At 59.8% G+C, this 17,202-nt stretch carries 13 protein-coding genes and 2 pseudogenes; 8 read left to right on the top strand and 7 right to left on the bottom strand.

The window, feature by feature from the left end; genetic code table 11:
• Positions 1-2: 2 nt before the first annotated feature.
• Positions 3-1,550 carry a cobyric acid synthase gene (locus tag ACT7DK_RS11860; RefSeq protein WP_445399380.1) on the top strand — a complete coding sequence of 516 codons (1,548 nt, stop codon included), beginning with the start codon at positions 3-5 and terminating at the stop codon, positions 1,548-1,550.
• Between the two features lie 4 nt (positions 1,551-1,554).
• Positions 1,555-2,172, top strand: a complete 618-nt coding sequence (cobO, locus tag ACT7DK_RS11855) for a cob(I)yrinic acid a,c-diamide adenosyltransferase (RefSeq protein WP_445399378.1) — start codon at positions 1,555-1,557, stop codon at positions 2,170-2,172.
• A 77-nt stretch (positions 2,173-2,249) separates the two neighbouring features.
• On the opposite strand, the gene ACT7DK_RS11850 is transcribed toward cobO, so the two are convergent.
• Complete coding sequence (locus ACT7DK_RS11850; RefSeq protein WP_445399376.1) at positions 2,250-2,741, bottom strand: GNAT family N-acetyltransferase; 492 nt, start codon at positions 2,739-2,741, stop codon at positions 2,250-2,252.
• Positions 2,742-2,797: 56 nt separating this feature from the next.
• Positions 2,798-3,262: an OsmC family protein gene (locus ACT7DK_RS11845; RefSeq protein WP_445399374.1), complete on the bottom strand. Its 465-nt coding sequence runs from the start codon at positions 3,260-3,262 to the stop codon at positions 2,798-2,800.
• Between the two features lie 415 nt (positions 3,263-3,677).
• Here ACT7DK_RS11845 and ACT7DK_RS11840 point away from each other — a divergent pair, with 415 nt between their 5' ends.
• Positions 3,678-4,238 (top strand): macro domain-containing protein, encoded by a 561-nt coding sequence (locus ACT7DK_RS11840; RefSeq protein WP_445399372.1) that lies wholly within the window; start codon positions 3,678-3,680, stop codon positions 4,236-4,238.
• 127 nt (positions 4,239-4,365) lie between these two features.
• The gene (locus ACT7DK_RS11835; protein ID WP_445399370.1) at positions 4,366-6,093 is read left to right on the top strand and encodes a potassium/proton antiporter; all 1,728 of its coding nucleotides are present in this window, start codon (positions 4,366-4,368) and stop codon (positions 6,091-6,093) included.
• 56 nt (positions 6,094-6,149) lie between these two features.
• On the opposite strand, the gene ACT7DK_RS11830 is transcribed toward ACT7DK_RS11835, so the two are convergent.
• From ACT7DK_RS11830 to ACT7DK_RS11820, 3 genes are all read right to left on the bottom strand, one after another.
• Positions 6,150-6,500 carry a rhodanese-like domain-containing protein gene (locus ACT7DK_RS11830; protein WP_445399368.1) on the bottom strand — a complete coding sequence of 117 codons (351 nt, stop codon included), beginning with the start codon at positions 6,498-6,500 and terminating at the stop codon, positions 6,150-6,152.
• A 348-nt stretch (positions 6,501-6,848) separates the two neighbouring features.
• Positions 6,849-7,298 carry a YtoQ family protein gene (locus ACT7DK_RS11825; protein ID WP_445399366.1) on the bottom strand — a complete coding sequence of 150 codons (450 nt, stop codon included), beginning with the start codon at positions 7,296-7,298 and terminating at the stop codon, positions 6,849-6,851.
• An 83-nt stretch (positions 7,299-7,381) separates the two neighbouring features.
• Entirely contained in the window at positions 7,382-8,458 is a 1,077-nt protein-coding gene (locus ACT7DK_RS11820) for a PQQ-dependent sugar dehydrogenase (protein ID WP_445399364.1), read from the bottom strand.
• A gap of 300 nt (positions 8,459-8,758) precedes the next feature.
• Here ACT7DK_RS11820 and ACT7DK_RS11815 point away from each other — a divergent pair.
• Positions 8,759-9,121: pseudogene (locus ACT7DK_RS11815) on the top strand (inorganic phosphate transporter); the annotation flags it as partial.
• A 53-nt stretch (positions 9,122-9,174) separates the two neighbouring features.
• Here ACT7DK_RS11815 and ACT7DK_RS11810 read toward each other — a convergent pair.
• Both ACT7DK_RS11810 and ACT7DK_RS11805 read right to left on the bottom strand, forming a co-directional pair.
• A pseudogene (locus tag ACT7DK_RS11810) lies at positions 9,175-9,810 on the bottom strand (alanine/glycine:cation symporter family protein); the annotation flags it as partial.
• A 583-nt stretch (positions 9,811-10,393) separates the two neighbouring features.
• Positions 10,394-10,726 carry a hypothetical protein gene (locus tag ACT7DK_RS11805; RefSeq protein ID WP_445399362.1) on the bottom strand — a complete coding sequence of 111 codons (333 nt, stop codon included), beginning with the start codon at positions 10,724-10,726 and terminating at the stop codon, positions 10,394-10,396.
• A 253-nt stretch (positions 10,727-10,979) separates the two neighbouring features.
• Between ACT7DK_RS11805 and ACT7DK_RS11800 the strand changes: the two genes are divergently transcribed.
• The 3 genes from ACT7DK_RS11800 to ACT7DK_RS11790 are packed head-to-tail and all read left to right on the top strand — an operon-like array spanning position 10,980 to position 17,172.
• On the top strand, positions 10,980-11,774 hold the full coding sequence (locus ACT7DK_RS11800; RefSeq protein ID WP_445399360.1) for an SH3 domain-containing protein: 795 nt from the start codon (positions 10,980-10,982) through the stop codon (positions 11,772-11,774).
• Between the two features lie 20 nt (positions 11,775-11,794).
• Complete coding sequence (locus ACT7DK_RS11795) at positions 11,795-16,000, top strand: peptidoglycan-binding domain-containing protein (protein ID WP_445402336.1); 4,206 nt, start codon at positions 11,795-11,797, stop codon at positions 15,998-16,000.
• A 14-nt stretch (positions 16,001-16,014) separates the two neighbouring features.
• Entirely contained in the window at positions 16,015-17,172 is a 1,158-nt protein-coding gene (locus ACT7DK_RS11790) for a hypothetical protein (RefSeq protein ID WP_445399358.1), read from the top strand.
• Positions 17,173-17,202 lie beyond the last annotated feature (30 nt).

Raw genomic sequence — 17,202 nt, 5'->3', positions numbered from 1 at the left:
CCATGCCGGACCCTTTCTCTTTACCTCCCGGGCCGGAGGGCCGGGCCCTGACCCTGATGGTGCAGGGCACCGCCTCGGACGCCGGCAAGACCACCCTGGTGGCGGGGCTGGGCCGGCTGTTCGCCCGCCGCGGCATCAGGGTGGCACCGTTCAAGCCCCAGAACATGGCGCTGAACAGCGCCGTTACCGTCGACGGCGGCGAAATCGGCCGCTCCCAGGCGCTGCAGGCGGCGGCCTGTTTGCTGGCGCCGCAGATCGACTTCAACCCCTTGCTGCTCAAGCCCGAGAGCGACACCCGCGCCCAGGTGATACTGCAGGGGCGGGCGCTGTCCTCGGTGGAAGCGAGCGAGCTGTTCGGCCCCGACAGCCTCAACAAGAACAAGGCGCGGCTCTTTGCCGCCATCCTCGACTCCTACCAGCGGCTGTGCGGCCAACACCAGTTGGTGCTGGTGGAAGGGGCGGGCAGTCCGGCGGAGATCAACCTGCGCCAGGGCGACATCGCCAACATGGGCTTCGCCGAGGAGGTGGACTGCCCGGTGATACTGGTGGCCGATATCGACAAGGGCGGGGTCTTCGCCCAGCTGGTGGGCACCCTGGCGCTGCTGAGCGACTCCGAGCGCGCGCGTATCAAGGGTTTTGTGATCAACCGTTTTCGCGGCGACCTCCGCCTGCTGCAGGACGGCCTGACCATGCTGGAGCGGCTCACCGGCAAGCCGGTGCTGGGGGTGCTGCCCTATCTCACCGATCTCAGGCTGGACGCCGAAGACGCCATCATGCGCACCGCCAGCCGGAGCCTTGAGTCCGAGCCGCTGCGGGTGCTGGCCTTGGTGCCGCCGCGCATCAGCAACCACACCGACCTCGAGCCCCTGCGGGCGCATCCGGGGGTGGAGTTGACCCTGGTGCACAGCAGCGAGGAGCCCGGCCGTCTGCCGCCGGCGGATCTCATCATATTGCCCGGCAGCAAGGCGGTGCGCGCCGATCTGGCCTGGCTGCGCCGCCAGGGCTGGGACCAGGCCCTGGCGCGCCACCTGCGCTACGGCGGCAAGGTGCTCGGCATCTGCGGCGGCTACCAGATGCTGGGCCAGTGGGTCAGGGATCCGCTGGGCCTCGAAGGCGAGGCCGGCGAAAGCCGGGGCCTGGGTTATCTGCCGCTGGAGACCGAGCTGAAAGATCACAAGCAGCTGCGCAACGTCACCGGCACCCTGCGGCTGGCGGGCGGCCGGGCGCCGGTGCGGGGCTATGAAATCCACTGCGGCGAAAGCCGGCTGCTGGCGCCGGGCGAGCGGCCCTTCGAGCTGGTCCGCGCCGGGGGCGAGACGGCGGCGGACGGCCTGCTGTCGGACGATGGCCAGGTGCTCGGCACCTATCTGCACGGCCTGTTCGACCACCCAGAGGCCTGCGACCGGCTGCTGGCCTGGGCCGGGATCCAGAGCGGCCGGCAGTCCCCGGACTGGGACGCCCTGCGCGAGCAGAGCCTGGAGCGGCTGGCGGATACCCTGGAACAACACCTCAACCTGGAGCTGCTAGTGGCTTCGATACAACAAGGATAATGACATGAGTGAACAAGACGACCGTGAGCAGACCAAGGCCCGGCGCCACCGGGAACGCCAGCAGCGGCTGAAGGAGAAGGTGGACGCCAAAATCGCCGCCGCCACCGAGGAGCGGGGCGTGCTGCTGGTGCTGACCGGCAACGGCAAGGGCAAGAGCACCGCCGGTTTCGGCACCGTGGCGCGGGCGGTGGGCCACGGCAAGCGGGCGGCGGTGGTGCAGTTTATCAAGGGGGCCTGGGAGTGCGGCGAGCGCAACCTGCTGGAGCCGGCGGGGGTGGCCTTCTTCGTGATGCGCACCGGCTTCACCTGGGAAACCCAGAACAAGGAGCAGGACATCGCCGCCGCCGAGCAGACCTGGGCCGACGCCGAGCGACTGCTGGCCGACCCGGCCATCGATCTGGTGCTGCTGGACGAGCTGACCTACATGCTGAGCTACCACTACCTGGAGCTGGAGCGGGTGCTGACCGCGCTGAAACAGCGCCCCGCCCACCAGCATGTGGTGATCACCGGCCGCGCCTGCCACCGCGCCCTGATCGAGCTGGCGGACACGGTGAGCGAGGTGCAGCCGATCAAGCACGCCTTCGAGGCCGGCATCAAGGCCCAGCCGGGGTTTGATTATTGATTAGACCCTCCGGAGCGCAGGCGGGACGCCCGCGGCCCAAATATCGTTGCGGCCCAAATCTTAAACTATTGGGCGCGCTACAGTTCCAGCGCCATGGCCCTGGGGGCGTCCCCGTAGCTGGCGCAGAGTTCGGCTCGGTGCAGGGGCCGGAAACCGAAGCGGGCCCAGAAGCCTTCGGAGCCCTGCACCGAGACCAGGCTGATGCGCGCGAACCGTTGTGCCCGGGCGCGGTCGAGCAGCGCCGCCACCAGCCCCTTGCCCACCCCCAGGCCGTGGGCCCGGGGGCTGACCGCCAGGTCATGCAGGTACAGCCGGTCGCAGGGGCCCGCTATCTCGTACTCCCGGTGCAGGGCCGGCAGCCCGGCGTGGGGCCAGGGGTGGCTCAGCAGGTAGCCGAGCAGGGCGCCGCCCCGGTCCCGGCATTGCAGGCAGGTGGCGGGGGAGGCGCGCCATTTGCTGCGCAGCACCGCTTCGCTTTCGGGCGCCACCTCCTGGTAGCATTCGGCCTGGAGCGCCAGGATCTGCGGCCAGGCGGCCTCGGTGATGGGTTCGATGGACAGTAGCGACATGATTCCCCTTGATAAGAACGGACGATGGGCGCAATCGGCAAGCCGCCGGACGGCGCTTATTCCTGGATTTCGGTCACCACCTCGCTCTTGACCGAGTTGGCGATAAAGCACAGCTGGTGGGATTGGTGATGCAATTGCTCCAGTGTTTGCCGGTCGGGCCGGGGCTCGCCGGCAAAGAGCGCTTTGGGCCTCAGGGTCACCCGGGTCATGGCGACCTTGCCGTCGGGGCCCTTTTCCATCAACCCCACCGCCTCGTCGGTGTAGGCGTCGACCACCAGCCCCCGCTTGGCGGCGAGGGCGAGGAAGAACAGCATATGGCAGCTTGAGAGGGCGGCGACAAAGGCCTCTTCCGGATCCACGTTGGCCGCCACCGAACAGGGCAGGGGCACCACCTGGGGCGAGGAAGAGGCCGGCACCCGGGCGCCGCCGTCGAACTGCCACCAGTGGCCCCGGCTGTATTGATTGTCGACGAAGGGCTGATCGCCCCGCTCCCAGCTTACCATGGCGCCGTATTCGGACATCTCGCTCGCTCCCCTGTGCATGGTTGAAGGCGGCTGCGCCGGCTGGAGCGGGGCAGCGTTCGGATCCATTCTGGTGGCCGGACAAGAGAAAGGCAAGGGGCTTGAGCCAGACACGAAAGCCGGGGGGAGCGGTTATCCGGACCTCACCGCGACCACGATTTGGTCCTACTACCGGATGCATGATGGCGGGACAGCCAGGGCTGGGTATTGTGGCTGGAGGGATCGAGCACCGCCTGGCGGAGCAGTTCCTGGGCGAGCGTATTCGAAAGGTGGACGCTGGGCATGGGGGCTCCGTGGGGCGAGGGGCACGACACCCGGCTTACTCAAGTGTAGATGGTCGTGTTCAGGGCGGACATCGCCAAGCGGCAACGCAGGCATTACGCTGTTTAAGAGACGAACCGCAAGGAGCCAGGCCATGAAAATTCGTATTGGAGCGCTGATCCTGGAGTGCGTGCGCGGCGACATCGCCGCCCAGCCGGACATGGACGCCATCGTCAACGCCGCCAATGCCGCCCTGTTGCCCGGCGGCGGGGTGGCCGGGGCCATTCACCGGGCGGCGGGGCCGGAGCTGGCCCGGGAATGCCGACCGCTGGCGCCCATCCGCCCCGGCCAGGCGGTGATCACTGGAGCCCATCGGTTGCCCAACCGCCATGTAATCCACTGCCTGGGGCCGGTGTACGGGGTGGATATTCCTTCCGACGAGCTGCTGGCGGCCTGCTATCGCAATGCCCTGCGGCTGGCCGAGCGTCAGGGTCTGGGCTCGGTGGCCTTTCCGTCCATTTCCACCGGCGTCTTCGGCTACCCCATGGAGGAGGCGGCGGACATCGCCTTCAACACCTTGCTGGCCGAAAGAACGTCACTGAAGAGGGTGCGCCATCTGCGTTTTGTGCTGTTCGGCGAGGCGGATCTGCAGCTGCACCGGCAGGTCCTGCGTCGGGCGCTGGAACAGACGGGGGAGCGGTATGAGGTTGAATAAAACGATGACAGTAGCGGCGCCATTTTTTTGAATATATATTTTATATTTTTAATTAAAAATTCACTTTTATCTGAAGGTGGCGAATGTGATATAACTACGCCATCTAAACCCTGTCGGAATAACCTGATTGAATAATATAGAGCACCTGTTTTTGCTGTCCGGGGTTTTGCTGTGTTTAAGCGTGCTGGCCACCTTGCTGTCGGCCCGCTCGGGTATCCCCATACTGCTTATCTTTTTGTGCATCGGCATGCTGGCCGGCGAAAGCGGGCCCGGCGGCATCGAGTTCGAGAGCTATTCCCTGGCCTACGGCATCGGCAACCTGGCCCTGGCCATCATACTGCTGGACGGCGGCATGCGCACCCGGATGGAAACCTTCCGGGTGGGCCTGCGCCCGGCCCTCAGCCTGGCCATCCTGGGGGTGGTGATCACCAGCGGCATCACCGGTCTTCTCGCCGTCTACATCCTCGACCTGAGCTGGCTGCACGGCCTGCTGTTGGGGGCCATCGTCGGCTCCACCGACGCGGCGGCGGTGTTCTCGCTGCTGAGCGGCAAGGGCATGCACCTCAACCAGCGGGTGGGAGCCTCGCTCGAAATCGAATCGGGCACCAACGATCCCATGGCCATCTTCCTCACCCTCACCCTGATCGCATTGATCACCGGCGAGATGGACGGCGCCGGCGATGCGTTGCTGTTCCTGCTCACCCAGTTCGGGGTGGGCGCGGTGGCCGGCCTGCTGGGCGGGATCCTGCTGGTGCAGCTGATCAAGCGGGTGGAGCTGGCCTCGGGCCTGTATCCGATACTGGTGACCGGCTTCGGCCTGTCGCTGTTCGCGCTCACGGCCTCCCTCGCGGGCAGCGGCTTCCTGGCGGTGTACCTGGCCGGCCTGGTGCTGGGCAATGCCCGGCTGCGCCATATGGAGGCGATTCTGCCGGTCTACGACGGCCTGGCCTGGCTCAGCCAGATCGGCCTGTTCCTGGTGCTGGGGCTGCTGATCTCGCCCTCCGACATGTGGGCCATGGCCATTCCCGCCAGCCTGATCGCCCTGGCGCTGATCTTCGTGGCCCGGCCGCTGGCGGTGCTGGCGTCGCTGGTGCCCTTTTTCCGCTTCAACCTCCGCGAGCTGGGCTTTATTTCCTGGGTGGGGCTGCGCGGCGCCGTGCCCATCGTGCTGGCCATCTTCCCGCTGATGGCGGGCATTCCCGAAGGGTCCATGCTGTTCAACGTGGCCTTTTTCGTGGTGCTGATTTCGCTGCTGGTCCAGGGCTCCAGCCTGCCGAAGGTGGCCCGCTTGCTGGATGTGGAAGTGCCGCCCGAGCCGGCGCCCAGGCGCCGCTCCATGCTGGGCATCTTTCCGGAAGACGACTTCGAGATGTTCCTCTACACAGTGGACAGCGAGTCCATCGACGGTGTGGTGGTGCGCCAGCTCACCTTTCCGCCCCACTGCCGGGTGGCGGCGGTGTTCCGGGGCGAAAACCTGCTGCCGGCCTCGGGCAGTACCCGGCTGGCGATGCACGACACCCTGTGCGTGATCGGCCGCAGCAATCACCTGAAAACCCTGAACAACATGTTCGGCGGTGATCTGGACGCGGCGCGCAGCAAGGCCAGGGCCTTCTTCGGCGACTTTATCCTCGACGCCGGTGCCCGCATGGGCGACGTGGCGCTGATGTACGGGGTGGACGTGGACGAGAGCGAGGCGGAGCTGACCCTGGGCGAGTTCATGCTCAAGCACAACAGCGGCCACCCGGTGGTGGGCGACCATTTCATCCGCTACGACATGGTGTGGACGGTGGCGGACGTGGACGGCGACCGGGTGCTCAAGGTGGGCCTGCGCGAGCACGAACTCGACAGGCACTGATGAGGTCGGGCCGCCCCGGGGGCGGCCAGAAAGGCCAGCCGTTAGACCGCGGTGTTTCAGGGTTCGAAGGAAAGGGTGTCGAGGATGACACCCTGGGTGCTCAGGCCGCCGGCCTGGAGGTTTTCCAGGGCGCCGTGGTCCACTACCCGGCGATAGCCCAGGGTCTGCAGGGCTTCCAGGGCCAGCTGGGAGCGTCGGCCGCTGCGGCAGTAGAGGTTGATGGGGGTGTCCCTGTCGGGGTAGCGCTCGGTCACGCCCCGGGCGATGTGGGTATGGGGAATATGCACGGCACCCGGTCGGTGCTGTTGTTGGTATTCCTCGGCGCTTCTCACGTCTATCCATACCGGCTCCGTGGCCCAGGCCAGCGGGCTCAGGCACAGCAGCAGTGCTGTCATCCAGTTCTTCATGCGTTACATCCTGCATCGATACAGGCCCAGAGTGTAAAACAGAAAACGCTGAATAACCCGGACCCGATTGGCAAAAACCGACAGAAACCGGCACATAAAACAAAAAAGCGCAGACCAGGGCTCCGCTTAGCTTGATGACAAAGTCGTCTGTTTCACTGGCATGAGCCGGCCAAAGGGCCAACTCCGCCGACACGCCGTAAATCCATCCATGGAGGCTCCACCGCGCCCTCCCTGGCGCGGAGGGTCGGCGGAGCCGTTCCCTTTGTCCGTCTGTTTTGGCATGGGCATTGCGTGTTTAGGCAAGCCCAGAGCTTTGTCAGTAGTCCTGATGACATCGCTCCCTTGGGATCAGGACAGCAGGTAGGCCAGGATGTCGACCACCTGCTCCGGGTGGCGGCAGGTGGCCTTGGCGGCTTCGTCCACTTCCTTCAGGGCATGATCGTGCTCGGCGTCGTGCAGGCTGATGACGGGTTTGCCCAGGGCCACGGCGAAGCCGGCGTCGAAGGCGGCGTTCCACTGCTTGTACTTGGGTCCGAAACGCACCACCACCAGGTCGGCGTTTTTGATGTGGGTGGCGGTGCGGATGCTGTTGATGCCGGAGGCCTTGCGATCGCGCCAGAAGGGATCTTCCTCGCTACCCAGGATGTTCACCCCCACCAGATCGCTGGCGTCGTGATCGGTCACCGCCGAGCCGAACTGCACGGCCAGGCCCTTGGCCCTGGCACCCTCGATGATGCGCTCGCGCCAGTCGGTGTGGATTTCGCCGGACAGGTAGATGTTCCATGTTTTCTGACTCATATTGCATCCCTTTATTGTTCACAAAAATATTAAAAATAAAGTACAACTTTTAAAGGGTAACGCAATTCAATCGAAAAATCAGCCTATTGTGCCGGCACCAGCTTCAGCAGCCTGCCGTCGGGTTCGTCGGTAAGCAGGTAGATGCCGCCGTCGGCGGCCTGGGTGACGGTGCGCAACCGGGCCTGGCCACGCAGCAGGTGGTGCTCCTGTACCACCTTGTCACCGTCCAGCTCCAGCCGTACCAGCCGCTGTCCGACCAGGGCGCCCAGGAACAGCTGGTTCCGCCACCGGGGGAACAGGTCGCCGGTATAGAACATCATGCCGGAGGGAGCGATGGACGGCACCCAGACCCAGGCGGGGTCTTCCATGCCGGGGCGGGAGGGGGGAGCTATGCGGCCGCCACCGTATTCCTCGCCGAAGGTGGCCAGGGGCCAGCCGTAGTTGGCGCCTTTCTTGATAATGTTGACCTCGTCGCCGCCCCGGGGACCGTGCTCGTGGGTCCAGAGTTCGCCGGTCCCGGGGTGGAGGGCGGCGCCCTGCACATTGCGGTGGCCGTAGCTCCAGATCTCGGGGCGGGCCTGGCGCCGGCCGACGAAGGGATTGTCGGCGGGGACCCGGCCGTCGTCGTGCAGGCGGAGGATCTTGCCCAGGTGGCTGTCGAGCCGCTGGGCCTGGTCCCGGGAGTGGAAACGATCGCCGGTGGTGATGAACAGGTAGCCGTCGCGGTCGAACACCAGGCGGGAGCCGAAGTGGCCGCGGCCCGAGGTCTTGGGTTGCTGCTCGAACAGCACCTCCAGGCCCTGCAGCCGGTCTCCCTCTAACCGGGCCCGGGCCACTGCCGTGCCGGCGCCGCCCCGGCCGGGCTGGCTGTAGCTGAAGTAGAGCCAGCGATTGTCGGCAAAGTCCGGATGCAGGGCGAGATCCAGCAGGCCGCCCTGGCCGGCGGCGGCGACGTCCGGCAGGCCGTTTATCTGGTGGCGGCCGCCCTCCGGCGTGAGCCGCAGCAGCCGGCCCCGGCGCTCGCTCACCAGCAGGTCGCCGCCGGGCAGCTCCGCCAGTCCCCAGGGGTGGTGCAGGCCCTCGGCCAGGGTCTCCACCCGGTAGTCCTGGGCAAAGAGGGCGGTGCTGAGCGACAACAACAGGCCGGCAAACAGGCGCATAAGTCTCTCCGTGCAGAATCAAGATATTGATTCTGTTCACTATAGTGCACAAAGGAAAGGATGTTACCGCATGCGGTTGGCGGCCTGAGGGCCATTTTCCATACCGCGTCCAGGGTAGAGGCAAGCCCGGGGCATCGTCATCAGCCGGGCCGGCCGATATGCATGGCAGCGATTGTCATCTGAGTGCCTTCTTTTTGTCATGGAGCCCGGCTAAGTTTCTGCTCGGCTAAATCGTTTCAGCTTTGGGAAAGTCACGGTTAACTGCAGTAACACATCATTATTTCAATAACGGGATTATCTATGTCTTACCATACGATCAGCGATAAGGGGCTCCCGGTCGGGTCTCCGCGTATTTCCAGGTTAAGCCTGTTCTTTGCGGTCATGTTCATCGGCATGACCGGCTATTTTATGTTCTGGGGTGTCGGGTACACGGGGGGGAATGCGGTCTTGCTGCTCCTGCTGGCGATCCTGTTCGGCGTATTTATGGCGTTTAATATCGGCGGCAACGACGTGGCCAATTCCTTCGGGACCAGCGTCGGGGCCGGTACCCTCACCGTCAAGCAGGCCCTGGTGGTGGCGGCGGTATTCGAAGTCAGCGGGGCTGTACTCGCCGGCGGTGAAGTCACCAGCACCATCCGGGGCGGCATCGTCGACCTCGGCGGGCTTCAGGTTTCCCCCCTGGACTTCGTCTATATCATGATGTCCGCCCTGGTCGCCGCCATAAAGGGAACGGCCAGTTCGGCGAAGCGTGCAATTTTCCGGATCCCGCCGAAGATAATGATGCCGGTGAGCAGGGCGGTGAGCCCGCCGACCACCATCTTGGGCACCCCGAAGGCCCCGTGGACGGCTTCGGCGATCGAATTGGCCTGCACGGCGTTGAACACCAGGCCGAATGCCGCCATCAGGCAGATGGCGAACAGGGCGCCGGCCCAGGGGGCGTTAAGCCCTTTGGCGATATAGAAGGCCGGCCCGCCCCGGAGCTGGCCGTGTTGATCCCTGACCTTGTAGAGCTGAGCCAGGGTACTTTCGGCACAGGCCGTCGCCATCCCGACCAGGGCGACCATCCACATCCAGAAAATGGCTCCGGGTCCCCCCAGTGCTAGCGCCACCGCGACCCCCGCCAGGTTGCCGGTACCCACGCGGGAGGCCAGGCTGGTGCACAGGGCCTGGAAGGGCGAAATGCCGCCCCGATCTTCCTGCGGTGCTCTGAGCACCGAACGGATGAACTCCGGAAAGTGGCGAAACTGCAGAAAACCGAGTCGTACGGTAAAAAACAGGCCTACCGCCAGCAGGCCGTATATCAGTACATATTCCCAGAGTATGCTGTTAAGAACATTGATCATGCTGTTCATCTATTATCCCTTTGGTCCACTTATTTTTTATCCCCTGGCGGGGCTTTTTTGTATAGGTACAGATGGCGGCGGAATAGTGTTTTATTTTATTAAAGCAAGATGTATGCCGTTAAACAGAGGGGCCGTTTCGGGGGGAGCTTTTATCTTAATTTATTGATCATTTTACGATTTTTAATTTTCAAATGGGATGGAGCCGACACGGGGGAAGTCTGATATTGCCGGTTTGGAGTGCAGGAGATCTGTTTTTGGTGCGGATACTATTTTTGTGGTGAGTGGAAGAGCGAATTTTTTTGCTATCGAGTCGTTACTTTTGTTGCCGGAAAGCGAGCGGGTTTGATGGATTATTTGGTTTTAATGTGTTTCTTTCCGCTTTTATAAGGTTCTTCGCGGAGTCATGGGGAAGATTCGGAACAGCTATTTATCAGATGTAAACTTACGCCGGGTTAATAGCGCCAGCGTTAGTGCCGCGATCGAGTTGCCAGTAACCGTCATGCTGGGACCAAAATAGCGCCCGCATTACTACGCCTGTTTGCAGCTGCAAACAGTCCAGCCCCTAACATGGCTCAGGCTTGCATGAATGAAACTACTCCACGCTGACCAGCATTCGGAAGGGCTGAGCCTCGATTGCGCGCAACGATTGGCCGACCCTAATCTCGTACTGCCGGGCCTGGGTAGTGAAAGAGATATCTTGGCGTCCATCTGCAATGTCGAGGACTGTGATCATGGTGTTTGAGCCTTCAAGCACCTGGATCCTTGCCTCCTGATTTTCGCCGGTACGCATGAGGTAGCAGAGTACATCTTCTGGTGGTGCTTCGCCCTGAATTTCCACAGACGTTGCGCCGGGCGTGAAGCGTATTTCAGTACAGTCCTCAGTGGCATATGCACCAAAGGACAGCGTGCAGACGCAGAACGTCATGTGCGACAACCCTCTCATGACATTTCTCCCATAAAGTCACGACCAAGCCAATTTCCTTCCTAATCATTGTAGACAGACAATAGCTGCGTGAGGATGCAGGGACTGGTAATGTTGCTTAAGAACGAAAGGCATTCCGATAGCTATAACGCGCACAGAACGATTCATTGTGCAGCGGCTTCCTTGCCGTTCGGGGGATGTTGCTTACACTGAGTTAGTAAGGGAAGCGTCGTCTCCATACGTCGAGAAGGAGTTCATGATGAACAAGGGCGCTGTGATGTTGGCTGCATCACTAACAGCTTCGTTGACTTTGATGGGATGCGAAACAACCAGGCAGGACATGGGAGCCGTTATCGGTGGAGTGGCAGGAGGGCTGCTTGGTTCCCAGATTGGTGGCGGCCAAGGGCGTACACTGGCAATCCTCGGTGGAGTAGCCGCAGGTGCGCTTGTGGGCAGGGAGCTAGGTCGTTATCTCGATGAGAGAGAGCAAAGGCAACTTGCTGAAGCGACACACAACACCGCACGCACCGGCAGTTCATCGACCTGGAGTAACCCCCAAACCGGTGCGTCTGGCTCTACCCGGGTTGTCAATTCCCGGTCCACAACCGATTCCGTTCAGGTCCCCGTGCTAAAGGAACGTGTTGAAACAATTCCTCCGCTCGAACTTATAGGCGAAGACTATGCAGCTACCTCGGCAGTTAATGTTCGTGGAGGCCCGGGAACCGACTATAAGCGCGTGGGTAGTTTGAGCCAAGGTGAAGTGATCATGGTTCAGGGTAAAGTCAAGGGCAGCGACTGGTACATGATCTCCCAGGGCGGTGTGGCTACCGGCTTCGTACATGGAAGCTTTCTGGCGCCGGCTACATCCACGCAAATGGCTGCCGCAAAGGGAAATGTACGGCCTCAAGGGACAGTAGAGACGGCAAATATCCAGGCAGAAAGTACCTGTCGAACAATCGAACAGGTGGTGATTCTTCCCGACGGGGCCGAGAGAACGGACACGGTAACCGCCTGCCAGACACCTAACGGCTGGGAATATCAACAGAGCTGATCGAGGGAGGGATCGTTGTGATGCGGATCTTTCCTGCTATCGGGGCGGTACTGCTGACCAGCTTGTTACTGGCGGGAACCTCTGTGGCCCAGGAGCGACAACTGGGCTCTGATGGGGATGTTACCTTAAGCCTGCCCGTTCAGTATCGCTGCGATACGATGGCACCGGTTACGATCAGGGCACCCGATCCGTCATTGTTCACTGAGGATCAGATACGGCTGCAGCGGCTGCTTGGTTTGGCGCGGGCAGCCCTGGGTTTTGAATGTCCAAACCTTTCCTCCATCAAAATAACCGGCGTGGTGGCAGACAGGCAGGTGTACAGTGGCATGGCGTTGAAAGCTGACAACTGGCGACTCGTGTCCGGGCCACCCGTGACGACATCGCCGCCCGCTAACTCTCCTGCTTCGAACTACTCACCGCAGCAGGTAAAGCGCGTGCAATATCTGCTGAGCGAACTCGGCTATCAGCCAGGCCCGGTGGATGGAGCCTTTGGCTCCCATACTGCCGATGCTATCAAGCGCTACCAGGCCGACCACGGACTAGCACAGACGGGGACTCCCTCTGCTGAGCTCATGTCCCAGCTGGAAGCTTCGACCCAGACCCACACTGCAGCAAAACAGAGAGAGACCTCACCATCTTCGTCGCCAAAGCTGGCCAATTCTGTTGGATCTTTGGTTGCCCCGGCGCCGGCTGGTGCTGCATTCAAGCAGTCAGAGGTTCGCTCTACCAGCGAGGTTCAGATAGACCACGCGGGAGAATCTGGAAAATTAGATATTCTCGCAAAGCGATTCGGTTTGCCAATTGCCCGCGGTATTCCTGTCGTGGGAGGTGGTCGTCACAACCTATCGCAGGAGCAACAAGCAACGATTGCGGGCTTCCTGGATTTTGTACAGCTTGGCTTGAATTCGACACTGTTAGAGGGTGACCCATTGTGCTGGGCCCTGAACCATCTTCCCCCTGAGCAGAGGCGTGAATATATTTTGACCGGCACCGAAGCACTAAAGGCGGGCCCTACGAGCACTAAGTCGTATCAAAAAACACTTGTGGGGTGGAGGGGCAACAACGAGTTTGAACGTGATCGGATCCGCAAGAGTTTCCTTGAGCAGCAAGGGCCTGCCTTGCGGGAAAAGGCTGTTACGATGCCGCTAGAAGTAGCAGTTGTGCAGGAGTATGAGCTGGGTGACTACAGCCGTGAAAAGGGCGGATTTGAGCTCAGTCTCGATGATATGGCACGGGACGGCATGACCTTCAGGAAGCTTAGCTCCTATGGTGCCTCTGTGCCGCGCGCACTCTGTGCCGAAGATTTTACCTTCCACCCGCCAGCGGTTAATTTGGCCAACATTTGGACTATCGCGCCAGACGAGGCTGAGCGGGTACTCGCCACTTTACGGACTACACAGGGCGCTCGGAACGGGGTGAGAAGGAAAGTCTACATTGGTTTTTTTTACCGTTTTGAGGCCATGCCCGATGCTAAGATAGTGGTGACAGGCTCACAGCCATCGTCTCCCAGTGTCCCCGTTTGGTCTGAAATTGTTTCCATTGGGGTTTATCAGGATCCAGATCTTGAGCAGCTTCTGTACGCAATACCACTGGATCAGGGGAAGCAGCCGATAGTGCTTTCCGGTATTTCTAAGCGCACCTCTGCCCCTTCAGTTGCATCCTTCAATGAGACTTCCTTGGCTCTTCTACTATTACGCGATCATGGCGATGTACTAGATGCCAATGCCTGGCAACTTCTGATGCGCCAACAGGAGGAACAGGACAAGCTTTATTATAACCGCCAGTATGACTCCACCGTATCGGCAGGCAGGTTGTATTCCGGCAACCGCACAGCACGGTATGATACTGACTACGTTCCGTTTTTTCCCAACGGTTTTCAGAGAACCACCAATGGACGGTTCTCTGAGTCACAGATTGCTCTGTTTAAGCGTTGGGCGAAAAAGCGCGCCGAGAGTATGCCAAGTGAAGTCACTCTTTGGGCGGAACTTAAACGGGATGGTGAAGCTTATTCTCCGGCCTGGTCTGCCCTAGATAGCCGTCTCCATAACGCCTTTGTCCAAGCGTTGCAGGCCAAAGGATACTCAACAAATCAACTCCTGAGACTGGACGTCAACCGCAGCTTCAACGATCGATTCGATCCAAAATTTCTTTCAGACGAGGGTCTGAGCCGCCAGCCGATTCTGGTTCTTCCTAATCTCGTGCGACGCTACCTTCCGCCTGCGACTGAAATGCAACAGGCAGGCGAGGCAGGTGAAGGTGTTGTAAAGACAGTCCAGTTTGTGGTTAGCGTTGATAATACGGAACTAGTGTCTGTGGGGGAGGAAAGCCAGCGTTCGGGACCAAGTGAGGCTTTCGTCATTTATGGTGTTCCTAACACCTTGCGGGTGATCGACTCTCGCTCTAAAGCGATCCTGTTCGAAAAGCGTTACGAGGTAGAAGCCTTGCATATAGGTCGCCTGGAAACGACGGATCTGGACAGTGTGTCACCGCCGACAGTTGATGCCTTACCACTCTCGGCCGAGGCGATGGACTTGTTGACGGTAAAGTATTTACCCGACTCTGTGTCAGACGAAGGTTACCGCCAGATGATGATGGCGCGATGGGAGTATGAGACTTCGTTGCCGCTTGGTAAGGGCGAACCAGACTGGGGCCGTTTCTTCATCCCAGGTAGGCCGAAGCCAGATAAGGCGCAGCAGGCAGAGATTCTTGCGCGATTTAAGGAGTGGACAAATGAGCGCGCTGCAGTATTGCCAGCAAGGCTAAGGCTTTACTCCAGTTCAGTCAGGGTACAGGAAGGCCAACCGGTTCCCGTTTTCGTTTCGGGCATCCATCAGCTCGGTAACATGAACGCAAATTCCATTTACTCGATAATCCTCTCATGCCGGACAAACCTCCATTCATATCCGGCATTGGCTCCAGCCTGCGATTATTTGCAGAATATCGATGAAAATACGCCGGCGATCTATCCCTTTGGTCTCGGCCACGGGATGGCTGGACCGCGCCTAGGATGCCGCTCGGCTTTGGGCTTTGGTCAGAAGGAGGTGTACTGTGATGCACGCCAAGCCCAGTTCGAAAAAATCAGTAGTACGCAGTTCGACCCGGGTTTCCGCGAAATCCTGATCTACGACAAGGAGCTTTTCTTCCCTGGTACACAGTCTGAAGCCCTCTCCCTTGGGGGGAGTGTTGGAATGATTGTTGATATTGGCATCAAGGGGGCACACATCGCTGGTGAGCCATTGCCGATACCATTTATCGAAGCACGTAAGAGGTATGAGATGTTTCGCGAGAACCTGGGGCTCAGCAGCTCAGGGGGAGAGCGAATAAATGAAGAGGCCTTATCGAGCAGATATCTGATATTCGATGCAGAGGTACACTCCGCACATCTTGTCGATAATAAGACGCGAGAGCCAATCAAAGCTCTCGAGCTACGGCCAGCCAGGACACCGGACCTAAATGCTCTAACGATGCCAAGCACGGAGCTGGAAATGCCCGATGCATCCGTCGGTCTGGATATCGTTAATTTACGCCTCGGTATGAGTTTCGAGCAGGCAGACAAGCTTATCCGGGATCACATGGAGGTCGGTCGCGTGCTGACGCGCGATCGGGCACGCCAATCGCAAGCGGTTACAGGCAACTTCAAGCAACTGTCGTCGAGTCGCATCTATGTAGCGGAGGACGGTAGTGAATTCATTATTCTTTATGACGAGCCGCCTGCTGCTCCAGAAACAGTGATCGGGATCACGCGGCAGATTAATTTTTCGCAAGAACAGATGACCGCAGCCGCAGTGCTTACGCAGTTGCGGAAGAAGTATGGACAGGAGGATTGGGTTGGCAGCATGACGAATATTATTGGTTGGGGAGAAGGCTTGCGACAGACGACGATCCAAGACAGCATGACGCATCAATGCCTACCTGGTACCGGCAACCGAGGTGCCCGGGACTGGACGGAAGTTGATGGATCTTCGAGCCAATGGAAGCCGATGGCTGCCTCTCTTAACGCAGTTCCGGAGATGACGTTTTACAGTGATATGCGCGGTCGGATTTGTGGGCCGGTTCTTGCTATGAAATTCGATGAAACGAATAACCCATCTGCTTTGAATCGTCTGGTTTTTCATCTTATTGACCCTAATCACTATATAAAACTCTATGAAGAGAGCAGGCGCTTGGTTGAGTCTGGCAAAGCCACATTCGGTGGGGATATATCTGGCTCGGACCTTAAGCTATAACGGCAGATAACGCCATGAGAAATTACAGAATTATTATTGTTGTTGTATTGGTCATGTATAGTCAGCTGCCTGCAGCAGCTGCGTTTTCCGCCGAGAACTTAGACGGTATCACCGTGATTGCGCTGGCGGATAAGGACGCAGCTCATGTGATTCACGGCACCCGGAAAGGTAGCGATCCCTATCTGGTGGTCTATGTTTCGGCCCAAGGCAACTACGCCTCGGTCGGCAATCGTGACAAACGCCACTGTGTTGCCTGGGCTGTGGATGGCAGCTACACCGGCACCAGCATTACCTTTGGTTCCCCCGCCACTGCTGCCAGCATTAATCGCTTTCCTTACGTTTGCCAGCCATTTCAACTCAGCCTTGAAGCGAATGGTGAAGTGCGTATACAGGCGGAGAATCCGGTTGGAAGAAGTAGTCCTTTGGCAGCAGACGCCCAGGTTATGCGCTACAGCCGGCGCCATCCGGTGCTGATCAGGGTGCCACTGATAGCAATTGATTGGGGGCTGCCACTTTTTAATACCTATTCCTTGCATAAGGTGTCGTTAGGTCCCTGGCCAGCCGTTACGGCAGCACTTGCACCTGACTCGAAAATGTCGCTCTCTGCCTTAAAGGTCAACAGTAAACGCTTCATTGTCGACCAGACCCCCAGTGATAAATGGAGCTCACGTCGTGTGGTTGGCGAGGTGATGTCCGGGGAGCGATTGGGCTGGCCGTGGGATGTCTTGTTCGGTGCTCGTCTTGTCAACAACTTTCAGAAAAGAAGTACTGTAGCCACTTTTGATGAGGCTATCCTAAATCGTTGGGGTACTCCTACTCAGGTTAATCAGCTTTTTGGCTCCAGACGACGTGATCATTATTGGTTATTTGACCTGAACGGACAACAGGTCTATGCAGAGGCACGACCTTCGCAGTCATGTTTGGACACCAAAGGTTTATGGGAGCATCAAGACTGGTTGTCGAGAATTAAAGTCGATGTTGGGCCATGGAATTGTCTCCTGATTGTACGCTTGCGCGATGACGCGAACGGGCAGGGGAAAGTGAGCAAGTATGAGTTTGAAGTGATGAATGGCTACGCCGCTGCACTCAATCATTTTTCCTGGCGGCTGGAGCAAGTGCGGGCTCTGCGTGAAAAGGTTCGTAATACCGAAGTACGTAAGGTGGAACTCTAAAGCCGGTAGTTGGTAAAGAGGAGAAAGGGA

The organism is Zobellella sp. An-6, from assembly GCF_052487945.1.
The sequence above is the reverse complement of the archived record's forward strand: the minus strand, read 5'-3'. Positions and strand labels throughout refer to the sequence as shown.

Coding starts and splice junctions, on each gene's coding strand:
- ACT7DK_RS11860 (WP_445399380.1), top strand. CDS start 3: ATGCCGGACCCTTTCTCTTTACCTCCCGGGCCGGAGGGCCGGGCCCTG.
- cobO (WP_445399378.1), top strand. CDS start 1,555: ATGAGTGAACAAGACGACCGTGAGCAGACCAAGGCCCGGCGCCACCGG.
- ACT7DK_RS11850 (WP_445399376.1), bottom strand. CDS start 2,741: ATGTCGCTACTGTCCATCGAACCCATCACCGAGGCCGCCTGGCCGCAG.
- ACT7DK_RS11845 (WP_445399374.1), bottom strand. CDS start 3,262: ATGTCCGAATACGGCGCCATGGTAAGCTGGGAGCGGGGCGATCAGCCC.
- ACT7DK_RS11840 (WP_445399372.1), top strand. CDS start 3,678: ATGAAAATTCGTATTGGAGCGCTGATCCTGGAGTGCGTGCGCGGCGAC.
- ACT7DK_RS11830 (WP_445399368.1), bottom strand. CDS start 6,500: ATGAAGAACTGGATGACAGCACTGCTGCTGTGCCTGAGCCCGCTGGCC.
- ACT7DK_RS11825 (WP_445399366.1), bottom strand. CDS start 7,298: ATGAGTCAGAAAACATGGAACATCTACCTGTCCGGCGAAATCCACACC.
- ACT7DK_RS11820 (WP_445399364.1), bottom strand. CDS start 8,458: ATGCGCCTGTTTGCCGGCCTGTTGTTGTCGCTCAGCACCGCCCTCTTT.
- ACT7DK_RS11805 (WP_445399362.1), bottom strand. CDS start 10,726: ATGACGTTCTGCGTCTGCACGCTGTCCTTTGGTGCATATGCCACTGAG.
- ACT7DK_RS11800 (WP_445399360.1), top strand. CDS start 10,980: ATGATGAACAAGGGCGCTGTGATGTTGGCTGCATCACTAACAGCTTCG.
- ACT7DK_RS11795 (WP_445402336.1), top strand. CDS start 11,795: ATGCGGATCTTTCCTGCTATCGGGGCGGTACTGCTGACCAGCTTGTTA.
- ACT7DK_RS11790 (WP_445399358.1), top strand. CDS start 16,015: ATGAGAAATTACAGAATTATTATTGTTGTTGTATTGGTCATGTATAGT.